The sequence below is a fragment of the Nostoc sp. genome, from assembly GCF_036917675.1.
GTDB lineage: Bacteria > Cyanobacteriota > Cyanobacteriia > Cyanobacteriales > Nostocaceae > Nostoc.
The window spans coordinates 38578-60991 of record NZ_JBALCT010000060.1; the positions used below are offsets into that span (position 1 = coordinate 38578).

Below are 22414 nucleotides of genomic sequence, written 5' to 3' on the forward strand. Positions count from 1 at the left end.
CAGAGCCGCAATTGAGGGGCATTTCCAGCCTCTGGCTAGAAAGGAGGTTTTAAAGCAATACGCTTGGGTTAAAGTCAAAAACCAAAACCAGCGTAGGTTGGGTTGAGGGACGAAACCCAACATTTTCGGTACTTTGTTGGGTTTCACTACGTTCAACCCAACCTACAATTATCCTTAACTACAATTATCCTTAACCCAAGCGTATTGGGTTTTAAAGGGGTTTGAAGCCTTCAAATATGTCCCCACATTAAGATGCGTTTATAGGGGAAAAAGAACGGACGCTCATCTTCTAGCAACTTGAACAGTTTCTGCTGATAACGTTTTACAAATCGTTCATAGGTTTGGACATCTAGCTGCGATTCATATGCCGTTAGCAGTGTCCCGCGATACCACTCTACTACGGCTTCTCGTGAAGGCAGCACATGTCCATAAATCTGAAGCTTTACTTCCTGCTTCACAAACCCCAATTTATAAAGCAGTTTGGCGTATGTTTCTGGAGAAAGTACCTCTAAACGCCGCACATATCCTCCCAGTTCTTGACTAAATTCTTTTGCAGTCTCAACTGCCATCTTATGCACTGGCTCATTATCCATCGTTGGTATTTGTACAGCAAGCTGTCCACCAGGTTTTAACTTGCCCCGCAATTTCTCAAATAACGCCTCATGTTCCGTCAACCACTGCAATGCCGCATTAGAAAATATCACATCAAACTCCCCATCTCCTGGGTTTTCCTCAATTTTTCCTTGCTCAAACCGTAGTCCGTTACCTTCAAACTGACGAGCCTTTTGCAGCATTTTCTCAGAAGCATCTATCCCTAAAGTCTCCTGTGCTGCTAAGGTGTCGTGCAGATACTTCGTTAACTTTCCGGTTCCACATCCTAAATCGAGAACTCGTAAGTTTTCTTGCGGATGTATCATATTTACCAAGTCGTAGAACGGGCGACTTCTCTCTGACTCAAATCGTTCGTATAGTTCTGGATTCCATTTATCTGGCATCTGTTGATAATTCCTAATTCGTAATTTATAAAGCCGTATTTTTTGATGTAAACGATAAAAAACGATATCGTCATAAATTGTGGGTTGAAATTTGCTTAAGATACACACCCAATACTTCGACGTCGCCCTTCGGCTACGCTCAAGACAAGCTCAGTACAAGTGCCCTATGACTAATTACTTTCGCTCCAACGTTGATGCAATGGCTAGCTATGTCCCAGGTGAGCAGCCCCAACGCGGTACACAGATTATTAAACTCAACAGTAACGAAAACCCCTATCCTCCTTCCCCTGCGGCATTAGCTGTGTTACAAAATATCGATGGCGAGTGGTTGCGGCGATATCCAGAACCTTTTGGGGGAGAGTTTCGGCAAGCTGCAAGTAAAGTTTTAGGAGTTCCTAGCGATTGGATAATTGTCGGAAATGGTAGTGACGAATTGTTGAGTGTGATCATTCGAGCTTGTATAGAACCTGGGAAGAAAGTAGTTTATCCGATGCCAACTTACGTCCTATATCGCACATTAACAGAAATGCAAGCTGCGGAAATTATTGAGATTCCCTACAGCGAGGATTACAGTTTACCTTTGGAAGAACTGGTTGCTGTGAATGGTTCTGTGACATTTATTGCATCGCCTAATAGTCCATCGGGGCATGTGGTGGCAACAAATGATCTGCGAAAATTAGCCAGCCAGTTATCTGGAGTTTTAGTGATTGATGAAGCTTATGTAGATTTTACCAAAGAGAATGCATTGGCTTTGGTAAAGGAATACGAAAACGTTATCGTAATTCGCACACTATCTAAAGGGTACTCGTTGGCGGGATTGCGCCTGGGGTTTGCGGTGGCAAATCCCAAGTTGTTGCAGGGATTGTTTAAGGTGAAAGATAGCTATAATATTGATGCGATCGCTTGTGCAATTGGCACGGCTGCTATTACCGACCAAGCTTATAAAAATGCTTGTGTAGCAAAGATTAAAACATCACGAAATCAGCTAGCCACAGACTTAAAACAATTAGGTTTTCATATCTGGGATTCTCAAGCTAACTTTTTGCTAGCACAACCTCCACAAAGAAACGCAGAATATCTCTATCAAAAACTGAAGGAACGGGGAATTTTAATCCGCTACTTCAAGCAGCCTGGACTAGATGATAAATTACGCATTACTGTTGGCACCGATGAACAAAATCAAGCTTTAGTAGAGGCGCTGATTTATTTGTTGTGGAGTAGGGATTAGGGAGGGAGAAATTTCCCGTAATAGTAAGCGATCGGTTTCTAATATCATGAGAGTTTAATCCAATTTTAAGTACAGCATTTCATTAATTCGTAGCGAATTAATTTTGGCAATACACTGCATTAACAATGCATCGGCTTGTATTGTTAATGCATCGGATTGCATTGTTAATGCATCGGCTTGTATTGTTAATGCATCGGCTTGTATTGTTAATGCATCGGCTTGTATTGTTAATACATTGGCTTGCATTGTTAATGCATCGGCTTGCATTGTTAATGCGTTCCTCTGCATTCAAAATGCTACGTTTCTATGCAAAACTGTATTAAGCCCAGTTGCGTACTACAACAATCTTGAACCTACTTTCACCAGACAAATCGTAGTCTAAAGAGCCGTAGTGTTGCAAAGCCCAGTCTTGCAAATCTTGAATTGCACGGGCAAAGATATCATCCGGGATGTGCCAGGTATTGCCATAAATCTTGTTTCTATAATATTCAAGCAATTTACCCACAGTCAGTTCAGATTGCCATTTGGCTGCAACCACTGTTTCTAAATTTGCTCCTTGTTCGTGCAACTCACCTAAAACTTCTTCTTCTGTTGCACCATAGCCAGGTAAAGGGTAATCATAGCTAGAAATAATATCTTGCCAACGTTGCTGAAAATCAAACCTACCCTGATTCACATGTTCATTAACTTTGCTAAAATTCATATTACCGTGAGTGTAGAGGTAAATTCCTCCTGGCTTGAGGACTCGGCGAATTTCTGCTAGTGCTTGCTTCCAAGCAGAAACCAAGTGAAACACATGAACTGTCAACGCCACATCGAAAGAGTTATCAGCAAATGGTAGAGATGTTGCATCTCCCTTGATTGCTGTAAGTTGGTGAGACACACCCTCTAGTTTTTGGTGCAACTCAGCTAGCATTTTTTCAGAGATATCAACACCAGTGTAGGAATAGCCTTTTTTTGCGATCGGGACAGCAATTCTACCAGTGCCGATACCTGCTTCATAGAATTTGGTTTCTGCTGTTGGTGAAACTAGATTGAGGATAAAATCTGTGATTTGCTCGGAAATACCTGGGGGTAGTTTTCGTGTGGCATCGTAGATATCAGAAACGCGATCGAATGAAATTGTTGCAGTCATGCTATCTTTTATCCTTTTGTGATGGTTATTGACAAAGGCAAATACAGTCAGATGACTAAGAAAATTGCACTTTACCAAGTTTTTTTAGAGCAAAGAATAATGAACTAATATGTAATGTTTGTACTAAGATACCATTATCAATATTTTCTATTAGTTTTTTTATAGGCAATATAACTACATCAATTTGTTCTGTAATGTCTAACTTCAAATCAGCTACACGTTCTACATTTATTGCTAAAAAACAATGGGTTAAGTTGGTATGATTAGCTGGATTTGGTGATAATATACCAGTTTCAATAAAATTATTGCTAGTGTAACCAGTCTCTTCCAATAATTCGCGTTTTGCAGCTTCCACTGGTAAAATATCTTCAGCCTCTACAGCACCACTAGGCAATTCTATAATTGTCTTTTTCAGACCGTGGCGATATTGTTTTACTAAAATAACTTCCTGATTTTTCGTTAAAGCTACAACATTGACCCATGTTGGATATTCAAGAATATAATAGGGGTCAACTATTGTTCCGTTGGGCATTTGGCAAGTATCAGACCGGACTGAAATCCATCTATCTTTTACTATCTGTCTAGATTTTAATACAATCCAATCAAATGAATTTACCATATTTAAACCTCTATTTGTCTGCTTTTTACAGTAATTATTTCTATTGAATACGTGTTGCTAGAATCACTGAGTTTTTTGCTGTCACGCGGATTTCTGTGGCAGCAATCCGAGGATCTTTGAGCCAAAATTCCCTGATTGGATCTGTTCGTCCGTGCCATTCTGGAGGCCAGTATTCTTCGGGTGTGAGATCGTCTAGCAAAATAAAGCCTCCTGGTTTGAGAGCATTTATTAATGTTTGAGGTTCGCTGAGTTTTGCCTTTCCGCCATCGGCAAATAACAAATCAAAGGGAGCATAGGTGAGCAAGTCGCGCCAGTCACCTTGAAGTGCGCGGACATTAGACTTATCTGCAAATAGCTGTTGCACAAGTTTAGCAAGCTGGCGATCGCTTTCAATCGTAATGAATGTAGTATCTGGGCGTAATGCACTCACAATCCACGCTGCACCAACTCCGCATCCACTACCAATCTCGCCAATTTGACCCTGTGTAATGTGGCTGGTGAGGACGTGCAACAAGCGACCAACTTCCGGGAGCGAAGATTGGGTAAACTCAAGTTGTGCAGCTAAGGATTCTGCTTGTTGCACCACTGGCGCAATTTCGGTAATGCTAGTCATAGTTTTTAAATTTACACTGGCAATAATGAAACATGGGCTGAAACCACTTTCCATCCCTCAGAAAACCTGTACCAAGTCTGGCTTTGTCGCCCGAAACGTTCTATACCATTAATATTGCGGCGAAACTCTAATGTCACTGTTGCTGCATCTTTCCCAAAAGTTACAACCTTGAGATTCAAGATTTCTCGCTCTATTTTCGGGTTTGATCGAGAGGCGCGAAAGTTACGAATTTCATCACCGCCATAGAGGTTTTCTGTGATGCCAAACCGCACTACTTCGGGTGCATCCCAAAATAAGCTATCCATCACCTCCAAATTGTTATTACAAAGGGCTTCTTCATACTTGAGGTACAACTCAGTTACTTCAGTTACAACAGTAGGATCATTTACGGTAGTCATTGTTGTTACCAATTTTTGGTGTTATGCCTGATTATGCACTCTTTCAAATAGCCAGAGCTATTTTTCTAGGACTTACGCAGGAGTTACGGAATCACGAACCGCAGAGGCGCTGAGGACACGGAGAAATCAGAGTTTCAGAGATATTTTGCGTAAGTCATATTTTCTTTTAAACTCCTAATGACCTATGTAGTATAAGCGAAAATTTCTGGAACTAAAAGCACGCAGCATGACTTGCGATTTTCTTGATGCTTCCATATATCAACCCTAAATAGTTCCCAGTCGTTAACCGTGAATAAAAAAGTAGGCAGTCATGCTGAAGGCAACAATCATGACAAATTTCCGAATTAAGTGGGGTTCAAGTTTACGGGCATAGTGAGCGCTTAAATAACCACCAAGGGAACCACCCACGGCCATCAAAATAGCTTGATGCCAAGCAATCACACCTGCAAAAATAAATGGAACGATCGCAATACCATTGATACAACTCCCTAAAAATGTCTTAAAAGCGTTCATTGTGTGAATACTTTTGATGCCTAAAAATGTCAGAGTTGCTAGCATTAAAATTCCTAAACCTGCGCCGAAGAAACCGCCATAGATTGCGATCGCTAGTTGAGCCAGTACCAAATTAAACAAGGGGACAGATTTCGGTGATTTATCCTGGTTTTGACGCTGCAACCACTTTTTGAAAGGTTCGCCAAAGGTAAATACAAGTGTTGCCAGCAGCAACAGATAGGGAATTAGCTTTTTAAAGACATCTGGCGATGTATATAACAAAGCGATGGAGCCAATCATGCCACCAACTAAACTGATACCACATAGAACTAAAAAATCTCGCCGCTCGATGCCTAAATCTTGACGATATGCTCCAGCACTTGCTAAAGCCGCCACCCACATCGCAGTATTATTCGTGGTATTAGCTGCGATCGGCGGTACACCCGTAAAGATGAGAGTTGGAAATGTGATAAAGCTTCCACCACCCGCTACAGCATTTAACCCGCCTGCAAGGAAAGCGGTACTAAAGAGAAGTAAGCTATGAATAAACGTTAATGATGGCGGCATTATTTTAAATTACGAATTACGAATTACGAATTACGAATTATTAATCTGTGAATCTCACTTGGCGAATGGGCAATCAAGTCAACACCATGAGCTTTCAATTCCTCCTCAGTTCCATAGCCATAGGTAACACCAATTGAAGCAATGTGATGGTGCTTGGCTCTAATGATGTCATGTGAGCGTTAGCGTTCGCGCAGCATTCCGCAGGAAAGCTTAACGAAGTTATCGCCTACCATCACCACAGTAGAAGGTAAAAGTTTTTCTGTTAGTAAAATATGTTGAATTAAGTCGCCTTTTATGCTTAGTGTTCCATCAAGTTCACTACCATAAACACCATCAAAAAGGAACGATAAGTCAAAATATTCAATAATCTGCGTGGCATAAATGTATGGTTTAGAAGTCGCAAGAAAAGTTTTATAACCAGCAAAACGAATGGCTTTTAATATTTCTGGAATCTGGGGATAAAGAGAGTTTTCAAATAATCTAATCGTGGCAAAGCGACGACGATACAGTGAAATAGCTTGTTCAATTACTGTGCTATCTAAAGTTTTCAGCAACTGCGAAAAGCTATCTTTTAGTAGTGGTTCAATACACCAATGCAATTCATCAGCATTCGGTGGTCTGTAACCGAGTTCAGATAGCGCATACTGAATGCAGCGAGTGATGCCAAGTTGGGGATCTGTTAATGTCCCGTCTAGATCAAAAAGGATAGCAGAGGAAAGCATATCTTATATTAATTCGTAATTCGTAATTAAAAAAGTCAAGTTTAATCTGGATTTCCAGGTCTAGATATTTAACTTTATTTGGGATAATTGGTATTACATAAAGCGGTTCTCGTTTATATGCAATAGACTTTGACCTCTCTCCAACGCTACAAAGGTTGGGGCTGTTCTTGTTAGGTATGTATTGGACTCAACCCAGAAGCGCTCTAAAATATTCTAAAATTCCCCATGCGCCATGCCCCATGCCCAATGCCCAATTTAATTTCTAATTTTGAGCGATTTCATAAAGCCTTCTGCACTAAGTAACGCGATCCCCAATGTGACAACACCAATCCCCACGCTCTGAATCAAGTTTAAAGTTTCGCTAATAGTTACCCATGCAACTAGCGCCGTCAATGCTGGACTGCTAGAGCCAATTATGGAGGCGGTAGATGCGCCAACCATCCGAATCCCCACATTGTTTAGAGTGTGTCCGAGAAAGCTAACTAGACCCGAAAATATGCTACCAATCCATAGGGGTGTCCAGTCAAGTTGGGCGATCGCAGCTGGCCAGAATAGTAAGCTAAAACCGGAGAGCAGCAGAGTGCAGGCAAAACTGATCCAGGTAAAAGGAACTGGATGGAATTTTTCTAAACATTTTTGAGCAATGATGCAATAAAAGGCGTAAACGATGCCAGCGCCAAAACTAGCGAAAATGCCGATCGCAATGATATGACTGCTGTAGGTGGCAGAAGATTGGGGAATGGTGAGAGCGCTTCCCACCAGGATAATACCCATTACTAGCCAACGGAACAATGTGGGGCGATCTCCAAAAAACCTCCAAGATAGCAGTGCTGTAAATACGGGATAGGTGAAGAAGAGGGTCAAGGCAATGCCTGTGGGAATCAAGCCAATAGCAATGTAGAGTGAGGCAATATATACAAACATCAGTACCCCACAGCCCAAAGCTTGGATTAGAACATCCCTGTGCTTGGAGGTGAACAAATCTTTTAATTCAGTCCAAGCAGATGGATATAGCTTAAATGATAGAGATGCCATCAGTGGAACCACCAGCAGCATTCGCATGAACATCAGCAAGAAGGAATTCTGCAAATCCGGTTTAACGTATCCACCGAGTAAAAATAAACCGAGTACGAGATGTTCTGAAAACAAAACTCGGACAGTAACGTTGTGAAACGTCAAAACAAAGGAGGATAGAAGAACCGTTAAGATGCCCAACACGATAAAAAGTTTCCTTAGAGACGACCTGATTGTATTGCTAAAACCTAACAAACCAGATGAAGTTTGAGGAAATCAAAGCCGTCGCTTCCAAAACATTGCCAGTTGTTCAATCAAAACTATCCAAAGGAACCGACGCCCACAGGTTCAGGAGCAGGCGCATTTGTGATGAACTGGTTTCCCGGACGGAGTAAACCGAGATTTTCGCGCAGGGTTCGGCCTTCATACTCAGTACGAAATATTCCTCGACGTTGCAGTTCGGGAATTACCAAGTCCACGAATTCATCTAAACCTCCAGGCAACCAGGGCGGCATGATGTTGAATCCATCAGCCCCACCATTGACGAACCAATCTTCTAACTGATCGGCAATGTGTTCTGGTGTTCCGAGAATCGTTCGATGTCCCCGCGCTCCTGCAATCCATAAATACAGTTGTCGGATTGTTAAATTCTCTCTGCGGGCAAGATCGGTGATCAGCTGCAAGCGGCTTTTGCCACCGTTGGTATCTGGCAGATCCGGCAGAGGCCCGTCTATGGGATACTTAGACAAATCATGTCCACCCACTAGCCCAGAGAGTAGCCCTAATCCTACTAGGGGATGGATTAACTCCTGAAGTTGCTCATATTTATCCTTAGCTTCCTGCTCAGTCTTACCAATTACCGGGAATACCCCTGGCATAATCTTGAGATGGTCAGAGGAACGTCCGTATTTAGCCAATCTCCCCTTGACGCTGGCATAGAACGTTTGAGCTTCTGCCAGTGTCTGCTGTGCAGTGAAGATCACCTCTGCTGTTTGGGCAGCCAAATCCTGGCCAGCCTCGGAAGATCCAGCTTGTACGATTACTGGATACCCCTGCGGTGGACGCGCCACATTCAGCGGCCCGCGCACCGAGAAATATTTACCCTTGTGGTGGGGAATATGCAACTTTTCTGCATCGAAGTAAATACCTGACTCCTTATTGTGGAGGAAAGCATCGTCTTCCCAACTGTCCCAAAGTTTGGTGACAACATCTACAAATTCCTTCGCCCGTTCATAGCGCAGTGAGTGTTCTAGGTGGTTTTCTTGGCTGAAATTCTGCGCTGCGGCTTCAGCAGCAGAGGTTACAAGATTCCATCCAGCCCGACCACCGCTTAGATAATCCAGTGACGCAAACTTGCGAGCGAGATGAAAAGGTTCATCGTAGGTCGTTGATGATGTCGCCACCAAGCCGATATGTTCTGTCACCGCAGACAGAGCCGACAACAAGGTTAAAGGTTCAAAGTGGACACTGAATTGTCCCGAACGGCTAAAAGCCTCAGCCCCTTGCCCTCTATCCCAGACGGCCAAACCATCTGCGAGGAAAAGCATATCAAATTTGCCCCGTTCAGCCGTCTGTGCCAGCTGCTTGTAATGCTGGAAGTTCAGACCTCCGTCAGCCTGGGCGTTGGGATGCCGCCATGCTGCGACATGATGACCGGAACCGGGTAAAAATGCTCCGAGTTTAAGTTGTTTTTTCGTACTCATATTTCTATTTGCGAGGGCGTACTCTTGCTTTTTTCGTTCTCTTGTTTGTAACAAGAAAGTGTTAGTTATTAGGACTCTGGTATTGTTGCTTGTATGGAGGATCGTTTAGAGAATTCATCGTACCAATAGGCAAGTTTTGGATATTTCTGTCGCCATTGCAAATCAGGAAGACGGATCTCTAGTCCAAGTGCAGAGGCGAGAGTTATATGAGCAAGTTTCGGAGTTTGGTCGAGTTTATCTGATATCTTCTCGAAGTAGTCCAAAATTCTCAAGGCGCGCATTTGTTCTAACTCGATCACCCCAGAAGACTGCTCACTGATTGGACGCCTTAACTCCCGTACCCAGACACCAATGCCATCTATGAACCCACCAGTCATACCTTTTAGTTGCTGTAAAAAGCCATGAGAAATCTCAGCAACTAGTTTTATTTCAGGATTGAAGTGATTCAGATAGACGCATATTATACGTGTTTCACTCAAGATAAATCCGTCGTCAGTCGCTAGCGTTGGAACTTTACCTGTAGGGTTGTAATTCAGTAGGTCGCTGTTCGGATCTCGTACAGTGACTTTTTGCATTTCGATGCGATCGCACAGATTCAGTTCTAGTGCAGCTACCCGTGTAATGCGTGCATACGGTGAGTTAGGTGTATAGAAGAGTTTCATAAAAAAGTGCGATCGTCATTAGTCAGCAGAAGGTTAAGCCAGCAAAGGGGAGTGGAATTCAAAGACTCATCCGCGAGTATCAAAGACTCATCCCCTATTCCCAATGCCCAATCCCCAAATATTACGCAGTCACCGCCTCACGCCGATTGTACTGAGAAGCGTCTCCCTTGATGGCCTCACTTTGTTTACCATCGATACCAACTGGGAGATCGCCGACAATTGTGACTCGTTGAACGTGGCGGGGCTGGTCGCCGTAATCGGCGATCGCATAATGTTGAGTAGCTCGGTTATCCCAAAAGGCGACATCACCAACTTGCCAACGCCACCGAACTGTATTCTCAGGACGTGTTACATAAGCTTGTAACAGTCTGAGAATGTCATCTGATTCAGTTGTTGATAAGCCACGGAACTGGCGCACAAATCCGCCGATGAATAGCCCATGTTCGCCGGATTCGGGATGGATGCGTACAACTGGGTGCAGAGTCTCGTATACAGTCGAGGTGAAGACAGCCCGGTAAGCCTTGACATCTTCCGGTAGATCGAATCCAGTTGCATAATCGTATTTGTTGCTGTGTACTGCCCAAAGTTGATCTGCAAGATTACGCAGATGGGTAGGTAAATCTTGGTATGCAGTCACAGAGTTTGCCCAAATTGTATCGCCACCGGTTGGGGGAATATCAAGCGCTCGTAAGATAGAGCCGAGAGGAGGACGGTCTATGAATGTCACATCGGTATGCCAGTTATTGGCGCGGGAAGTGGTGCGACCATAATTTAGGTCTAAGACTTCTGGATTTTCTGGCAGCGATGGTACAGTGGGGTGGGCTGTAGTGACTTCACCGAAACGACGAGCGAAGGCGACTTGTCCATCAGCATCGAGCTGTTGCTGATCACGGAAAAAGATCACTTTGTATTTGACTAGAGTCTTGCGAATATCGCTGATGATGTCATCGCTGAGGTTAGAACTCAGATTAACACCGATGATTTCAGCACCGATACGTCCTGCAACTGGTTTGATGTCAAAGTGTTGAGAACCCATGTATTTTTATCTCCAAGAAGTTTATGTTTTTACAATGTAGAGACGCGATTCATCGCGTCTACTAAACAGATTCATCGCGTCTGCTAAATACCAGGGGTAGAGCCGCCATCAACGATAATCTCTGTTCCTGTAATCGATGCAGCAAGATCAGACACCAAAAATAGCGCCAGCGCGGCAATTTCTTCTGGCTGGGCGATTCTTTTTAAAGGAATATTTTGGATGTTTTGTGCCTTCACTTGCTCGACGGTGATCCCTTGCGCTTGGGCGTTCTGCTGGGCTAAACGTTCAGCACGCTCAGTAGCTGTAGCACCGGGCGATATGGCATTAATCCGAATCTTGTACTCGGCTAACTCTTTAGAAATGCCCTTTGTAAAGTTGAGCAAAGCCGCATTGCTTGTACCACCAGCTAGGAAGTTAGGGCGAGGTGTACGTCCTGCACCGCCGACTATATTGACAATTCGACCATCACCGCGACTTTTTTGATGGGGGACGACGGCTCTAACTAGGCGGATATAGCCCAATAATTTTAAGTTCCAAGCATCCAAAAATAAATCATCAGTGGATTCCAGGAAAGACCCAGCACGGGCTGAACCAGCGTTATTAATCAAGATATCAATCTGACCAAACTGGGCCAATGTTGTTGAAACAACTTTCTCAATATCCTCTGCTTTAGTTAAATCTGCACTGATCGCAATCACTTTCGCCCCTGGCGTGGGTAGGGATTGGATGTCAGCTACTGCATTTTCTAGTCTTTCTTGATTGCGGGCTGCGATCGCAACATTAACACCCTCACTATAAAGTGCTTTGGCAGTTGCTAAACCAATTCCCGCACTTCCTCCGGTAACGATCGCTGTTTTACCTGATAGTTTTAGTTCTAAGCTCATACAAACTTATCCTCAAAAATCTTATTTGCGAACTAATAATATTGCTGATTGAGAGCCTGTATTGTGGATATCCAACATGGCTTGATTTTCCTCTGATGTACAACCCAGAAGCATCTTGATTTCTGTATCTCGCTTTTCCAAATCAACACTGAGAATAACGGCAGTTACTGTTTGACTAGACAAGCTACCTATCCAGACATCAATATCATTTCCATCTCCAGAGCAAGTGTTTTCTAAGTATCCATAGTCCAGTGGATAAACGAAGGATGGATAACGTGGATGTGATGCCCTTTTTGGACGATCTATCTTGAGATTACTAGCGGCTACAAGCTGATCTAGTTTGAACCAGAAGTCAGTACTATTCCCCATGCCATCAGCTAATACTCAATTGGAAATGTGTAACACAGCCTTGCCAGGAAAACGCCTGTCAAGTAGTTGTTGTGCTACATCAGCTATTTGTGTCCAAGAAGCTTCTAAATCAATGTGAGGACGCAAATGACCTGCTTCTACTAAACTCAAAAGCCGTTTTAGACCGACTGCGGCTGATTCAAATCTCAATTCATCGAACAGACGTAAACCATACAGGCTTACGCTACCAGTCCCAAAAAATTGAGCGGCGTTGAATGTTACTTCTGCTCCCCCAGATACTCCATACAGCACAGTTTTTCCATCCTGTGCCAGTAAGCCAAGGGCTACCCCCAAAGTCTTGCCACCCACCGACTCTATAATTAGATCATAGAGGCCATATTCGCTTGCGGGTGAGAGGTCTTCGCCAATCACCACTGATTCTGCCCCTGCTTCTCTAACCAAAGTCTCATAGCCAGCTTGACGAATGTATGCTACGACGTGCGCCCCTGACAGTTGTGCCAATTGGATAGCAAAATAACCAACACCTCCTGATGCACCTGTAACTAGAACTCGACGACCTAACAGCGAACCACCTTTTAGTACTGCATGATACGCGGTTAAACCCGCTACAGGCAGTGTGGCAGCTTGAGCAAAGGATACTGATGGCGGCACTTCTGCTAAGGCGTTGGTGGGAACAGACACTAGTTCTGCCCAAGCACCAGCGCGGCGCAAGCCAACTACACGCGTCCCTTGGGGAAGCCCTGAACCATCGGCAGCCGGGGTTTCCACTACACCTGCCAAGTCCCAACCAGGCTGCCAACCAGCCTCAGCAGAAGTTGAACGTTTCACCTCTCCCCGATTGAGAGAAATCGCGGCTACCCGCACTAGAGCTTCATCCGGGGTAGGCTTTGGTGCAGTCACTTCACTCAGCGCCAAACGTCCAACCACATTCGGATCAACAATCACAGCACGTATTTTACTCATAGAGAATGCCCTGGCTTAGAGATGAATTTCTAGATCGGTGGTTCACGATATACTGCCTACAATAATAAACTCGATAGATTTAGCTAGTCCTTCTTAACCCCAAATCCCTACAACTAGGTTAATGATATTTAACAATCTACGGTAACTTGATAGGTTTATAGTAATTTTAGGTCGTAAAAAGAAAAGTATCACAATATAGACAAAATAATCAAGCACCCCGCAAAAAGATTTGTTTCATCAATGCTTACATCTATTGCTACGTAGTAAGCTAGTCGCTGTCCATTGGTGTCAACTTAACGTGAAAACCTTCCTAGAACCAGGTTTTATAGATTATCTCGTTCCCACTCTCCGACTGGGAATGCCGTTCTAGAGGCTCCGCCTCCCTCGCTGGCGACAGAGCCGCCAAGATATGCATTTCCAGCCAGAGGCTGAAAACGAGGGTTTAAAGGAGTTTTACCTTAAGTTGACACCTATGGTCGCTGTCAACCTCCTGCTCTACGAGAAGCCACCTTCCAGCAGTTTAGGGATTTTACTACGTAGTACAGGAGTATTCAAAAGGAATAATTTTATCTTATGAAACTTAAGCGTTATTTATGGATAACTATTTTAACCATAACTGTATTATTAGGTATCATTCTTCCAGGGAGAACTCAGCAAGATACGTCATCCAATACCCTATTTCAAACATCTACAATTAGTGCTTTGTCAATAGGTATTTATGAGGGAAATACTAGTTTTAAGGAATTGAAAAAATCCGGTAATTTTGGTTTGGGAACAGTAAATTATCTGGATGGAGAAATGATTGGATTAGATGGCAAATTTTATCAGTTAAAATCTGATGGAGTTGCCTCTGTTATTCCTGATTCGATGAGAAGCCCTTTTGCTACAGTCACCTTTTTTAAACCACAAACATTAATTAATCTCGAAGGGCAGATTAATTATAAACAATTGCAGCAATCGTTAGATCAGCGCTTACCGAGTAAAAATTATCCTTATGCTATTCGGATTCAAGGTAATTTTCCTTATCTCAAATTTAGAAGTGTTCCCAAACAAACCCCACCCTATCGTCCTTTAACAGATGTAGTCAAAGAACAATCAATTTTTGAGTTAAGGAACGTCAATGGCACTTTAGTGGGTTTTCGGACACCCGAATATATGCAAGGAGTAAATGTTAATGGCTATCACTTTCATTTCATCACTGCAAATCGTCAAACTGGAGGACATATTTTAGATGGACAATTCCAAAATGCTAAAGTAGAACTTGATAGTTTATCAAACGTTGAGATAAATTTGCCCAAAACTGCTGAATTTAACCAAGCTGATTTGGGAGATGGCAGACCTGCTGAAGTTAACAGAGTTGAACGGTAACTAAATATTTTTGGATTAAAGCTATGTCACCAGAAACTATTGCAAAAGAAAAGGATACCCGTCCTCCTGTGGCGATTGGTCATGTGAGATTATATGTGAGTAATATACCAGAATCTAGCGATTTTTTTGTCAAGATAGGGCTGCGGCTGATTACCAAATCAGAACAATTTGCTGTTTTAGAATTACGGGGAGGAACGCACTTAGTTTTAAGAACAAGTTTAGAGGCGATCGCTCCTGGAATCAATGCGCCTTTTGATCTGATGGTAGATGATATTTTTGCCACCAGAGATACTTTTAAGAAGTGGGAACTGACTGTTTCTGAGATCGAACCAGGCAGAATCCACACTTCATTTACTTTGACTGCACCGGACGGCTATGTATTGACGTTAACTTCCTCACATACAGGCGATAGAGAAGTTTAACAATGTTAGTGCCGGGTTAGATCACAAGATGAAAATATACTCTCAACGACTCTGTTTAGAACCACTAAAACCGGATCATGCCGAACTGCTTTTTGATGGATTACAGAGTGCGAGTATATACGACTTTATCGAAGATATACCACCACAAAGTGTTGAATCGCTTCGCGATCGCTATATAGTGTTGGCACGTCGTCAATCACCAGATGGAACAGAGATATGGTTGAATTGGGCTGTCTGGTCTTTTGTAGAAAAATGCTACGTTGGATATGTTCAAGCAACAATTACTGTAGATAATAATGCAATCCTTGGATATGTGTTTTTTCCTAATTTATGGGGAAAAGGTTATGCACGCGAAGCAGTGAAGTGTATGATTAATTATTTATTTAAGATGTCCCAAAATCTTGATTTTTGCGCTGACGTTAATGTTCACAATCACCTTTCTATTGCTTTATTGCATAATCTGGGATTTGTCCGCTCGACATTTTTTCAAAATATTCACTCTCACCAAGATAAATTTAACCACGAAGTACAGTATCGAAAATGCTGATAGATAATTAAATTCAGATTAATTGATCAGGGGTCTAACTTCTCAGCCTGAATCCATCTTAATTTTGGGAATTTTCAGTGCGTTTCAACGCACTTTAGCTATTAGCCCGTAATTTATTGCAGGGCGGGAAAGTAACGCCAAACTAAGGTTTTAGTGGTGAGGGGTCTAACAAGAGAGTGGATTGACCAACCTGACAATTCAGATCATGTGGAAAAGCCCATGAAAGACCTAACCCCCTAGCCCCGTTCCCGACACGGGAAGGGGGAAAATTCAGAGTCTCTAACGGCCACCGTGCAACAAGAGTGGCTCCTCCTTGTAGGAGAGAGAAATAGAAGTGAGGTTTTCCAGATACCGTGAAAAGTCAGATTGAGCAACAGTCTCATAGAATTCGCCCAATACTTTTCAAACATCCTCTCAGAGTGTTTTGCATTTTTCAACACCAGATTTGCACAACATGACCCTTCAACTGTTGTCCTAACCAAGGTGTATTTTGTGAAAGTGTATTAAGACTTTTGCGTTCGACTTTCCAGGTTTGCTGGGGATCAAATAACGTCAGTTCTGCTGGTTGATGAGGTACGATCGCACTGACTTTTTGCCCCAAACACTGGGCTGGACTGCTACTCAATGCCCGCCATAATTCTAAAGCTGTAAATTCTCCAGTTTCAACGAGATATTGCCACAGCAAAGGTAATGCTAACTCGAAACCAATTGCCCCTGGTGGTGCTTCAGCAAAAGCTTGGACTTTTTCTTCGTAGCTGTAGGGTGTGTGATCAATAGCGATCGCATCTATCACACCCGCACGCACCCCAGCACGCAACGCTGCCACATCACGGAGATTACCTAAAGGCGGATCTAAATGCAAGCTGGTGTTATAACTCTTAACTGCTTTTGTATCAAGTAAAAGGTGCATCCAGGTGGTGCTAGCGGTGATGGGTAAGCCAGCAGCCTTGGCTGAAGCGATTAATTCCACGCTGCGAGATGTAGAGACACGCATGATATGAACTGGTGTGCCTATGGTTGCAACCAATTCAAGCATTGCTGCGATCGCAGTAGTTTCAGCGCTGGCGGGGATTGGGGGTAAACCAAAACGCAGAGCATCTGACCCTTCTCTCATTACACCATTTGCGACTAATTGGCGATCGCTAGGCCAAAATGCGACTGGTTTGCCCAACGGCTGGAGATACTCTAACACTCCCCGCACCAGCGCCAAATTATCTATTGGCTTACCATCCGTAAAACCAACAACTCCAGCTGACGCTAAATCTGCCAATTCCGTCATTTGCTTCCCAGCAACATCTAGAGTGATAGCACCCCAGAGATAAAGCAGGGGAGAATCAGAATGCAAACTCTCCTCTGTCCCTCTGCCCCTCTGCCCCTCTGCCCTCTTCTGCTGCAACTGTGTCACAAGCGCAGGGTTATCAATAGCTGGGGATGTATCGGGTAAAATGTTAATTCTGGTAAAGCCACCAGCAGCAGCAGCTTGTAAAAGAGACAAGAGGGTTTCCCGTTCTTCAAAGCCAGGTTCACCAGAATGGCTGTACAAATCCACTAACCCAGTACCGAGAACTAATCCCTGACAATCTCTGATTTGAGTATCGGAACTGATATCAGAAATGCGCGAAGCCACTGCTTGGATATAACCATCAGCAATCAGCACATCAAAGAGTCCGTCGATTTCAGAAACTGGGTCAATCACCCGTACTTGTTGCAGCAGTTCAGTCATAAAACTTTCTTAGTTAGGAGTTAGGAGTTATAAGTTATAAGTTAGGAGTTATAAGTTATGAGTTATTAGTTATTTGTTTCTTGCTCATCATTAGACCTCTTGCAAAAGTCCCAAACACCCCAGCCTTAATCCCCTCTTCGCTTGCGGGGAGGGGAGACAAAGCGTAGCTTTGGCGGGGTGGGGTTCAAATTTATTGATTTATACAAGAAGTCTATTTTTAACTTTATTCATCACTCATAATTTTTTACTCCTAACTTTATTCCTAACTCCTGTACAGACGCGATTGATCGCGTCTCTACTCCTAACTCCTGTACAGACGCGATTAATCGCGTCTCCTAACTCAGCACTCAGCACTCAATTACAATGCCCCTGCTGCTGTTTTATCTAGTACGCCTCCACCCAAGTGAGTGGTGATGTTCATCGCTTGCAATACAGGTAAACCGTCGATTCCAGAAGGATAGTCAATAACACTGACTGCGCCATTACCCTGGCGAAAATTCCAGAAATTTTCCAGCGATAAACCCAGAATGTGACAAAGTAATGTTTTGTTAGTAGCATCATGAGCTACTACTAATACAGTTTTGAATTGATTAGTTGATGCAGCTTGCACAATTGATTGCCAAGCTGCAACGCTGCGCTCCCACACCTGTTGCAAATTTTCCCCTTCAGGCATTTGCACTTGCGCCGGTACTAATCGCCAGCGCTGCAATTCTCCCGGAAACTCTTGCTCTATCTCTGTTTCTAATTTTCCTTCCCAGAGTCCGTGACTGATTTCTCTTAAACCATCTTGCAATTCTAACTTGACATTAGGATGTTGTTTTAGAATAATCTCTGCTGTTTCTTTAGGACGCAGCATTGTGCTACTTACAGCAAAATCAATCGCTACTTCTTGGAGAAATTCGCCTGCTTTTTGGGACTGTTGTCTACCGTTGTCGTTGAGGGGGACATCAATTTGCCCTTGAAACCTGGTTTGGCGATTCCAGTCAGTTTCACCGTGACGCACCAGCAACAACCTTACTCCTTGATGATCCGGTCGCAATGAGGGTAGACTTTCCCCGGTGTGTTGCGTCTGATTTAAGGATTCTAGCTGCACTGGTTCGCCCAATCCTCCAGCAAAATTTAGTACCGTGATGCCACAGTTAGATTGCTGTATTGAATGGTAGCGACTTGGAGAGATGGATAGCGCTGTGCTAATCAGGGCGCGATTAATTCCGTTATGTCCCACGATGAGAATAGTTTCGCCTTGATGGTAAGACAAAATTTCTTGCCAAAATTGCCGTGCTTGTTCGTATAAAGCCAGAACGGGAAAATGTTCTCTTGTCCCTTGTGCATCATTCAGCAACATCCGCAGTTCGTCGGGGCGTTCGTGCCAAGTGCGGTAGTCTTCGGTGAATTTCTGTTTGACTTGGGCAGTCAGCAGTCCTTCCCATAAAGGCAGATCAATTTCTAGCAGCAAATCAGAAACTTGGACTACAGCAGATTGTTCAGGATGAGTAACTAACTCACTATGGATAATATCTGCTGTGTGTTTCGCTCGTTGCAAGGGACTGCTGTAAATTGCATTAAATAAGATATTGCTGAGGGCTTTGCCTACTTTACTAGCATCGTTACGACCTTTTTCGGTTAATGTTGACGCATCAGTGCGTCCTTGGATACGCCGCTCGGTGTTATAACCGCTTTGACCGTGGCGCACAATGATGACACGAGTCATCTCAAAGCCCTCCTCTATCTAGACGATCAATTTTACTGCAAAATGATTGCAGAATTATTGACTCAGGAAGGCGGATTTAGTCAGGTGTCAAATTTTATTCTCGTAGGAAAGGGAAGATGAGCAGCAAAAACCGCCGTTGTGTTAACGATCTTTTCTAATAAAGCTGTTTTTATTCAAGCAAAAATATTTGCTCTAATAGCATTCAGGACTTACGCAAACAATAGCCGAAATCCTGATTTTCTTCTTAGGGGCAATTCATGAATTTCCCCTACTAGCGTATAGTTTTGCGTAAGTCCTACCATTAACAAAAATCTTTGCAACACATAAATGGGCTGTAGGGGCGTATAGCTTGTACAAAGGGGCAGTTAGAAGACAAAAACAAAACCCACGGAGGTGGGTTTTAAACACTCAATTTTTCCTTAGTTTGGCGCAGAGAGAGCGTCAACCTTTATACCTGATTATTCTCTGTCTATATCTAACTGCACTTGCAATCCATCATTCTCATTCCCCGACTGAGCCGGTGTTAAGAAAACAGAAGTGTCTGGCAGTGATAATGATTCGTTAAAGTGGATTTTGACTGGAGTTTTATTATTCCTTCTATTATTGTTGGAAATACTTGCTGGATTAGTTTGCTCAAAAAAGCTTTTAAAGTCATTTTGGGCTGTTCTATGATCAATTCCAACTAGAGAATCACCAGTTAATCTGTATTGTCCTTTATTTAAGCTTGATGCTGGTAACTGAGCGTACACCTGGCTTCCTAAGCTTGCAAAGGCTGCCGTAATTGCCAAGAAAGCAATAATTTTGGTGTTCATTTGTTTTATCCAAATTATCTTTAATATTGCTTGTCTTTATTTTCTAGGCAAATTCTTTTAATTAACTCTATCTTAGGTTTGATTACAATAATCGTATTGCGTATATACTTAGATTTTTAATGATTCCTGCTGTTTCAGATGTTACTAAGTTATAACTTGGCATCTCTTTAGACAGTAGGGTTATCTGGTTCCGTTTCCAAGCGATCGCGGTTAAGTTCGTTGAGATATGCCAGCATGAAATCAGGGATGTTATTAGGACAACCGACGGAAGATAAAAGTTAACATTTGTTTAAGCGATCGCATCACCAACGCAATCATCAGAGCGATCGCTAATTAATATCCTAGTCCACGCAGTAAGGGCACAGCATTGCTGTGCCCCTACGACAGATGTGGTTTAAATACTTGAATTCTGCTGTAAGTTACTTAATTCATTAACCGCTACCCACCTTCATAGTTAGCGCTAGGATAGCTATGTGTTTTATTAAGTATAAATATGACTCAAATTTTTTACGTAAATCCAGTATCAGGCAGCGATACCAACGCTGGTAGCCAACAAGCCCCGTTCAAAACTATTACCCAATCCCTCAAGGTAGCTAAAGATAACACCAAGATTCAACTAGCAGATGGGAATTACAATGCTGCTAGCGGTGAAGTCTTTCCGCTAACGATCGCATCTGGTGTAACAGTGGTGGGTAATGAAGCCAACAAAGGCGATCGCATTTTGATTGAAGGAAGTGGTAACTACCTGAGCCGTACTTTTGCGGGTCAGAATGTCACATTTGTATTACTGGATAAAGCCGAACTCCGGGGGGTTACTGTCACAAATCTGGCTAGCCGTGGTAGTGGTGTCTGGATTGAATCAACTGCTCCTACTGTTGCTAATAGCACCTTCACCAACTGTAAGCGGGAGGGAGTATTTGCTACAGGCGAGGCTAACCCAGTTATTCTAGGTAATGTGTTCAGTCAGAATGCAGCCAATGGGATTGCGATCGCTAAAAATTCTAAAGGTCAAATTCAAGATAATACCTTGTTCAAAACAGGTTTTGGCATTGCCATTAGTGATACTGCATCACCCCTACTTCGAGATAACAAAATTTACGAAAATCGTTCTGGAATTGTCATCTCTGGCAGCACTCGTCCGGTATTGCGTAACAATGTCTGTGAAAATAACACTGACGATGGGATCACCGTAATTGGAAGTGCCCTACCGGATATCGGCAGTACCAATAATCCAGGCGGCAATACTCTACAAAATAACGGTAAGTTTGATTTGCAAAATACCAGTTCCAACAAGCTGGTTTCTGTGGGAAATAAAATAAATCTGTCTAAAGTCACGGGAAACGTAGAGTTTGTAGATAATTCGATTCCGACACCAACACCGATACCAACTCCAACTCCAACTCCAATACCAACTCCAACACCAACTCCAACTCCGACACCAACTCCAACTCCAATACCGACGCCAACACCAACTCCAACTCCGACGCCAACACCAACTCCAACTCCGACACCGATACCTACGTCTACTATCGAATTAACCGATATTGCCAATCATTGGGCAGGTGGGTTTATTCGGGAATTAGTCAAATTGGAGATAGTTAATGGTTTTCCCGATCGCACATTTAAACCCGATGCTACGATGACACGGGCGCAATATGCCGCATTATTGGTAAAAGCTTTCAACCCATCGCCAAACCGCCCCGCGATCAAATTCAAAGATGTACCCGCAGACTTCTGGGCATCCAAGGTAATTCAGCAAGCATATCAAGGTTTATTTCTCTCTGGTTTTCCCGACAATAGCTTCAGCCCCAACAAAAATATCCAGCGCGTGCAAGTGATTGTCTCTCTAGTGAATGGATTGAAGTTATCTACTGATGGTACACCATCTATCAAAGCTTTCGATGATCAAGCAAAAATTCCTGAATATGCCAAAGATGAGGTAATAAAAGCTATAGACAAGCAGATTATTATCAATCACCCGAATCTCAAACAACTCAATCCTACCCGCGATGCTACACGCGCTGAGGTAGCTGTGATGGTATATCAAGCCTTGGTAGATGCTGGTCGTGTAACAGCGATCGACTCACCTTATATTGTGACTGCTTGATTTCTAAACTGTTTTAACCCACATTCCGCACTTCAAAATGTCATACATTAATACTTCAATAAATCTTACAAAAAAATATTCATCTTATTAAGTATTAACACTGATATTTTTTAGGCTTTTGGCGATCGCTATTCAACTAGCATTAGACCAAAAATTGTAATATTACAATATTACAAAACGAAGTGCGGAATGTGGATTTTAAGCTAATCGGCATTTAATTTGCATAATCGGCATTAACATCTGCATGAATAACTCCGCCATCACTGGATTTGTACCAAGCCCTTTTTATCCGCTTCCCACTAAATATGTGCTTTTGACCTTTTT

The 22414-nt window shown here is 43.0% G+C and carries 23 protein-coding genes; 5 read left to right on the forward strand and 18 right to left on the reverse strand.

Features of this window, described 5'->3' with window-relative positions; genetic code table 11:
• Positions 1–230: 230 nt before the first annotated feature.
• Positions 231–995 carry a methyltransferase domain-containing protein gene (locus V7K31_RS22715; RefSeq protein ID WP_335096994.1) on the reverse strand — a complete coding sequence of 255 codons (765 nt, stop codon included), beginning with the start codon at positions 993–995 and terminating at the stop codon, positions 231–233.
• 166 nt (positions 996–1161) lie between these two features.
• Here V7K31_RS22715 and hisC point away from each other — a divergent pair, with 166 nt between their 5' ends.
• Positions 1162–2223, forward strand: a complete 1062-nt coding sequence (hisC, locus tag V7K31_RS22720) for a histidinol-phosphate transaminase (RefSeq protein ID WP_335096996.1) — start codon at positions 1162–1164, stop codon at positions 2221–2223.
• A gap of 54 nt (positions 2224–2277) precedes the next feature.
• On the opposite strand, the gene V7K31_RS22725 is transcribed toward hisC, so the two are convergent.
• The 14 genes from V7K31_RS22725 to V7K31_RS22790 form a co-directional block, all read right to left on the reverse strand.
• Positions 2278–2490: a hypothetical protein gene (locus tag V7K31_RS22725; protein WP_335096998.1), complete on the reverse strand. Its 213-nt coding sequence runs from the start codon at positions 2488–2490 to the stop codon at positions 2278–2280.
• 52 nt (positions 2491–2542) lie between these two features.
• On the reverse strand, positions 2543–3358 hold the full coding sequence (locus V7K31_RS22730) for a class I SAM-dependent methyltransferase (protein WP_335097000.1): 816 nt from the start codon (positions 3356–3358) through the stop codon (positions 2543–2545).
• Between the two features lie 55 nt (positions 3359–3413).
• The gene (locus V7K31_RS22735) at positions 3414–3977 is read right to left on the reverse strand and encodes an NUDIX hydrolase (protein WP_335097002.1); all 564 of its coding nucleotides are present in this window, start codon (positions 3975–3977) and stop codon (positions 3414–3416) included.
• A 40-nt stretch (positions 3978–4017) separates the two neighbouring features.
• Complete coding sequence (locus tag V7K31_RS22740; protein ID WP_335097004.1) at positions 4018–4590, reverse strand: O-methyltransferase; 573 nt, start codon at positions 4588–4590, stop codon at positions 4018–4020.
• 11 nt (positions 4591–4601) lie between these two features.
• Positions 4602–4988: an oxalurate catabolism protein HpxZ gene (gene hpxZ / locus V7K31_RS22745; RefSeq protein WP_335097006.1), complete on the reverse strand. Its 387-nt coding sequence runs from the start codon at positions 4986–4988 to the stop codon at positions 4602–4604.
• Between the two features lie 282 nt (positions 4989–5270).
• Positions 5271–6047 carry a sulfite exporter TauE/SafE family protein gene (locus V7K31_RS22750; RefSeq protein WP_335097008.1) on the reverse strand — a complete coding sequence of 259 codons (777 nt, stop codon included), beginning with the start codon at positions 6045–6047 and terminating at the stop codon, positions 5271–5273.
• Positions 6048–6226: 179 nt separating this feature from the next.
• Positions 6227–6769 carry an HAD hydrolase-like protein gene (locus V7K31_RS22755; RefSeq protein ID WP_335097010.1) on the reverse strand — a complete coding sequence of 181 codons (543 nt, stop codon included), beginning with the start codon at positions 6767–6769 and terminating at the stop codon, positions 6227–6229.
• Between the two features lie 255 nt (positions 6770–7024).
• Positions 7025–7948 carry a DMT family transporter gene (locus V7K31_RS22760; RefSeq protein ID WP_335097012.1) on the reverse strand — a complete coding sequence of 308 codons (924 nt, stop codon included), beginning with the start codon at positions 7946–7948 and terminating at the stop codon, positions 7025–7027.
• A 155-nt stretch (positions 7949–8103) separates the two neighbouring features.
• Complete coding sequence (locus V7K31_RS22765) at positions 8104–9486, reverse strand: LLM class flavin-dependent oxidoreductase (protein ID WP_335097014.1); 1383 nt, start codon at positions 9484–9486, stop codon at positions 8104–8106.
• A gap of 68 nt (positions 9487–9554) precedes the next feature.
• Positions 9555–10148 carry a glutathione S-transferase family protein gene (locus tag V7K31_RS22770; RefSeq protein WP_335097015.1) on the reverse strand — a complete coding sequence of 198 codons (594 nt, stop codon included), beginning with the start codon at positions 10146–10148 and terminating at the stop codon, positions 9555–9557.
• A 121-nt stretch (positions 10149–10269) separates the two neighbouring features.
• The gene (locus tag V7K31_RS22775) at positions 10270–11184 is read right to left on the reverse strand and encodes a TauD/TfdA dioxygenase family protein (RefSeq protein ID WP_335097016.1); all 915 of its coding nucleotides are present in this window, start codon (positions 11182–11184) and stop codon (positions 10270–10272) included.
• A gap of 83 nt (positions 11185–11267) precedes the next feature.
• Positions 11268–12068 (reverse strand): SDR family oxidoreductase, encoded by an 801-nt coding sequence (locus V7K31_RS22780; protein ID WP_335097017.1) that lies wholly within the window; start codon positions 12066–12068, stop codon positions 11268–11270.
• A gap of 21 nt (positions 12069–12089) precedes the next feature.
• Positions 12090–12437: an inorganic diphosphatase gene (locus V7K31_RS22785; protein WP_335097018.1), complete on the reverse strand. Its 348-nt coding sequence runs from the start codon at positions 12435–12437 to the stop codon at positions 12090–12092.
• A gap of 15 nt (positions 12438–12452) precedes the next feature.
• A complete protein-coding gene (locus V7K31_RS22790) occupies positions 12453–13400 on the reverse strand; it encodes a zinc-binding dehydrogenase (RefSeq protein ID WP_335097019.1) in 948 nt (315 codons plus the stop codon).
• A gap of 573 nt (positions 13401–13973) precedes the next feature.
• On the opposite strand from V7K31_RS22790, the gene budA reads away from it, so the two are divergent.
• From budA to V7K31_RS22805, 3 genes are read left to right on the forward strand one after another with little or no spacing between them, the layout of a single operon-like run.
• Positions 13974–14768: an acetolactate decarboxylase gene (budA, locus tag V7K31_RS22795; RefSeq protein WP_335097021.1), complete on the forward strand. Its 795-nt coding sequence runs from the start codon at positions 13974–13976 to the stop codon at positions 14766–14768.
• Between the two features lie 23 nt (positions 14769–14791).
• A complete protein-coding gene (locus tag V7K31_RS22800) occupies positions 14792–15190 on the forward strand; it encodes a VOC family protein (RefSeq protein WP_335097022.1) in 399 nt (132 codons plus the stop codon).
• Between the two features lie 28 nt (positions 15191–15218).
• Complete coding sequence (locus V7K31_RS22805) at positions 15219–15737, forward strand: GNAT family N-acetyltransferase (RefSeq protein ID WP_335097024.1); 519 nt, start codon at positions 15219–15221, stop codon at positions 15735–15737.
• A gap of 433 nt (positions 15738–16170) precedes the next feature.
• On the opposite strand, the gene V7K31_RS22810 is transcribed toward V7K31_RS22805, so the two are convergent.
• The 3 genes from V7K31_RS22810 to V7K31_RS22820 all read right to left on the reverse strand — a co-directional run bounded on the left by V7K31_RS22810 (position 16171) and on the right by V7K31_RS22820 (position 19983).
• Entirely contained in the window at positions 16171–17460 is a 1290-nt protein-coding gene (locus tag V7K31_RS22810) for a dihydroorotase (protein WP_335097026.1), read from the reverse strand.
• 358 nt (positions 17461–17818) lie between these two features.
• Positions 17819–19171: a histidine phosphatase family protein gene (locus V7K31_RS22815; protein ID WP_335097028.1), complete on the reverse strand. Its 1353-nt coding sequence runs from the start codon at positions 19169–19171 to the stop codon at positions 17819–17821.
• 458 nt (positions 19172–19629) lie between these two features.
• On the reverse strand, positions 19630–19983 hold the full coding sequence (locus tag V7K31_RS22820) for a hypothetical protein (protein WP_335097030.1): 354 nt from the start codon (positions 19981–19983) through the stop codon (positions 19630–19632).
• A gap of 493 nt (positions 19984–20476) precedes the next feature.
• Here V7K31_RS22820 and V7K31_RS22825 point away from each other — a divergent pair, with 493 nt between their 5' ends.
• Positions 20477–22090 (forward strand): DUF1565 domain-containing protein, encoded by a 1614-nt coding sequence (locus tag V7K31_RS22825; RefSeq protein ID WP_335097032.1) that lies wholly within the window; start codon positions 20477–20479, stop codon positions 22088–22090.
• Positions 22091–22414 lie beyond the last annotated feature (324 nt).

Bases quoted from the DNA above. Each gene is read 5' to 3' on its own strand.
- V7K31_RS22715 (WP_335096994.1), bottom strand. From the start codon at position 995: ATGCCAGATAAATGGAATCCAGAACTATACGAACGATTTGAGTCAGAG.
- hisC (WP_335096996.1), top strand. From the start codon at position 1,162: ATGACTAATTACTTTCGCTCCAACGTTGATGCAATGGCTAGCTATGTC.
- V7K31_RS22725 (WP_335096998.1), bottom strand. From the start codon at position 2,490: ATGCAAGCCGATGCATTAACAATGCAAGCCAATGTATTAACAATACAA.
- V7K31_RS22730 (WP_335097000.1), bottom strand. From the start codon at position 3,358: ATGACTGCAACAATTTCATTCGATCGCGTTTCTGATATCTACGATGCC.
- V7K31_RS22735 (WP_335097002.1), bottom strand. From the start codon at position 3,977: ATGGTAAATTCATTTGATTGGATTGTATTAAAATCTAGACAGATAGTA.
- V7K31_RS22740 (WP_335097004.1), bottom strand. From the start codon at position 4,590: ATGACTAGCATTACCGAAATTGCGCCAGTGGTGCAACAAGCAGAATCC.
- hpxZ (WP_335097006.1), bottom strand. From the start codon at position 4,988: ATGACTACCGTAAATGATCCTACTGTTGTAACTGAAGTAACTGAGTTG.
- V7K31_RS22750 (WP_335097008.1), bottom strand. From the start codon at position 6,047: ATGCCGCCATCATTAACGTTTATTCATAGCTTACTTCTCTTTAGTACC.
- V7K31_RS22755 (WP_335097010.1), bottom strand. From the start codon at position 6,769: ATGCTTTCCTCTGCTATCCTTTTTGATCTAGACGGGACATTAACAGAT.
- V7K31_RS22765 (WP_335097014.1), bottom strand. From the start codon at position 9,486: ATGAGTACGAAAAAACAACTTAAACTCGGAGCATTTTTACCCGGTTCC.
- V7K31_RS22770 (WP_335097015.1), bottom strand. From the start codon at position 10,148: ATGAAACTCTTCTATACACCTAACTCACCGTATGCACGCATTACACGG.
- V7K31_RS22775 (WP_335097016.1), bottom strand. From the start codon at position 11,184: ATGGGTTCTCAACACTTTGACATCAAACCAGTTGCAGGACGTATCGGT.
- V7K31_RS22780 (WP_335097017.1), bottom strand. From the start codon at position 12,068: ATGAGCTTAGAACTAAAACTATCAGGTAAAACAGCGATCGTTACCGGA.
- V7K31_RS22785 (WP_335097018.1), bottom strand. From the start codon at position 12,437: ATGGGGAATAGTACTGACTTCTGGTTCAAACTAGATCAGCTTGTAGCC.
- V7K31_RS22790 (WP_335097019.1), bottom strand. From the start codon at position 13,400: ATGAGTAAAATACGTGCTGTGATTGTTGATCCGAATGTGGTTGGACGT.
- budA (WP_335097021.1), top strand. From the start codon at position 13,974: ATGAAACTTAAGCGTTATTTATGGATAACTATTTTAACCATAACTGTA.
- V7K31_RS22800 (WP_335097022.1), top strand. From the start codon at position 14,792: ATGTCACCAGAAACTATTGCAAAAGAAAAGGATACCCGTCCTCCTGTG.
- V7K31_RS22805 (WP_335097024.1), top strand. From the start codon at position 15,219: ATGAAAATATACTCTCAACGACTCTGTTTAGAACCACTAAAACCGGAT.
- V7K31_RS22810 (WP_335097026.1), bottom strand. From the start codon at position 17,460: ATGACTGAACTGCTGCAACAAGTACGGGTGATTGACCCAGTTTCTGAA.
- V7K31_RS22815 (WP_335097028.1), bottom strand. From the start codon at position 19,171: ATGACTCGTGTCATCATTGTGCGCCACGGTCAAAGCGGTTATAACACC.
- V7K31_RS22820 (WP_335097030.1), bottom strand. From the start codon at position 19,983: ATGAACACCAAAATTATTGCTTTCTTGGCAATTACGGCAGCCTTTGCA.
- V7K31_RS22825 (WP_335097032.1), top strand. From the start codon at position 20,477: ATGACTCAAATTTTTTACGTAAATCCAGTATCAGGCAGCGATACCAAC.